A 1,957-nucleotide genomic window follows, 5' to 3' on the forward strand; every position below is an offset into this window, starting at 1 on the left:
GGCGTGGCCCGTGCCCTACCCTTCTGCCGCCCCGAAACCTACCGCGCCGTCGATTCGCTGGCCGGCGTGCTGAAGGCCACCACCCGGCGCGTGAGCGAGCGTCCGCGCAACCCCACCAGCCAGGGGCCGCTGCTGGCCGAGGAAATGACGCCCGACACGGTGCGCACTATCAAGCGGCTGTCGCAGGAAGTGTTTTTCTACCAGCGCCCCGTGGTGCTGAATAACCAGCTTTGCCTGCGCTGCCACGGCGAAATCGGCAAGGATATTTCGGCGGCCGACTACGCCCTTATCAAGCAGAAATTCCCGCAGGACCAAGCCACCGGCTACCGCCTGGGCCAGGCAATGGGCGCCTGGCAAATCAGCCTGCAACGCCCCGGCGTGGCCGAGTTCTGGACAATGAAGACCCGTAAGAAATGGAAGGAGCACAAGCTGCCGAAGCTGTTTTAGCGCCGATTCGTCGGCAGCGGTAGCGCTATTACTTTAGCAGGCGATAATTTTTATCGTTCTACCACTGCCTTCCTTTTATGCGTCCTTCCGATACTTTTTTTCTTGCACTCGTGGCCTCACTGGCAGCCGGCACGGCCTCGGCCCAAACGGCGGCGAAATCGGCGCAGGACCTGGCAGGCCTGACCCAGGCCCCGTCAGCCCCACTCAGCACTTACGTGCAGGTAGTGAGCGGCGACAGCTTTAATCTGTTCTACACAAACAGCTATGAGATGGCCCAGCCGGCCTGCGCGGCCATTCGTCGCCAGACCCGGCTCGACGCCACTGGCTCGTTTCACGGTGCTTTCCGCGACACCCGCTGGCCCGACACCAATTCGGTGGAGCTAACGGGACGCTATGTACATGGCCAGAAGGAAGGTCTTTTTACCCTGTTTCATGCCAATGGTAAGCCGCAGGGCCAGGGCCAGTACCACGCCAACCGCCGGATAGGCGAATGGCAGTTCTGGCGGGCATCGGGCCAGCTGGCTGAAATTATCAGCTACGACCGGGCCGACGAGCAACCCGTTATTCGCCAGTATTGGGATGCTGCAGGCCAGCAAATGGTCATCGACGGGGCCGGTACCTGGCAGCGCGAGCTAGGGTCGGGCAATCAATTCAGCGGGCCCGTGGTGGCGGGGCGGCCGCTGGGCATCTGGAAGCTGGTGCCCGCCAAAAATGGTGCAATGGCTAATTATGCCATCACGGAAACCTACGGCCCCGACGGCACGGTGAAAGCCGGCTTCGAACGGACTGCCACAGGCACGAGCGACCGCTACCACGGCGCCTCCCGGGTGCAGTTTTTTCAGGTTGGGGCATTCGAGAGCGCCGAGCGGTTTCAAATGCGCCCGCCCTGCGCCCCCCCAACGCCGGTAATCAGTAGCACCTTCGCGCCCGCTTTCTACAAAACCGGCACGTCGGCCTACTTCCAACTGCTGTGGCGGCGCATTCAAGCCATTGAATCATCTGCCAACACGCCGCATAATACGCTGAGCAACTACCAGGGCGTACTCCGGTTCGAAGCCTACCTTGATGCCAACGGCAGCTGGTCGGCAGAACCTTTTCAGACGGAGGGCACCAGCATTGAGGCCGCCCGACAGCTGCTGGCCCTCATGCGCACGCTGCCGCGCTGGGAACCAGCGCACGAGAGCCAGCAGGCCGTAGGCTGCCGCGTACAGATTGAGTATGGCTTGATACTGGACCAGATGCATTTGCGCATTCAGCCGGGCAGACGGGCCGCACCGGCGCCGATACCAGATAAGCATTAAATAACAGCGCCTGACAGCACGCGGTTGTGAGAACAATCAACCACGGTCTTCCATCGCCCGTAACGCAAGCACACTGCTGCTGACCGGTGCGCCTGTGGCAGCACCTCTGAAACTCCGATTGCTCTCATGTCCTCACATCCCATCATCATCATTGGCGCGGGCATGGCCGGGCTGGCCTGCGCCACCTGGCTGCACCGCGCCGGCCGCCC

The 1,957-nt window shown here is 62.1% G+C and carries 2 protein-coding genes; both read left to right on the forward strand.

Annotation, left to right across the window (positions count from 1 at the left end; all coding sequences use genetic code 11):
• On the forward strand, positions 1 to 447 hold a 447-nt coding region (locus ACYVDE_RS21335; protein ID WP_460503554.1), incomplete at its 5' end, for a c-type heme family protein.
• A 110-nt stretch (positions 448 to 557) separates the two neighbouring features.
• Complete coding sequence (locus ACYVDE_RS21340; RefSeq protein WP_460503555.1) at positions 558 to 1,748, forward strand: toxin-antitoxin system YwqK family antitoxin; 1,191 nt, start codon at positions 558 to 560, stop codon at positions 1,746 to 1,748.
• Positions 1,749 to 1,957: the final 209 nt, after the last annotated feature.

The sequence above is a fragment of the Hymenobacter agri genome (genome assembly GCF_054778495.1).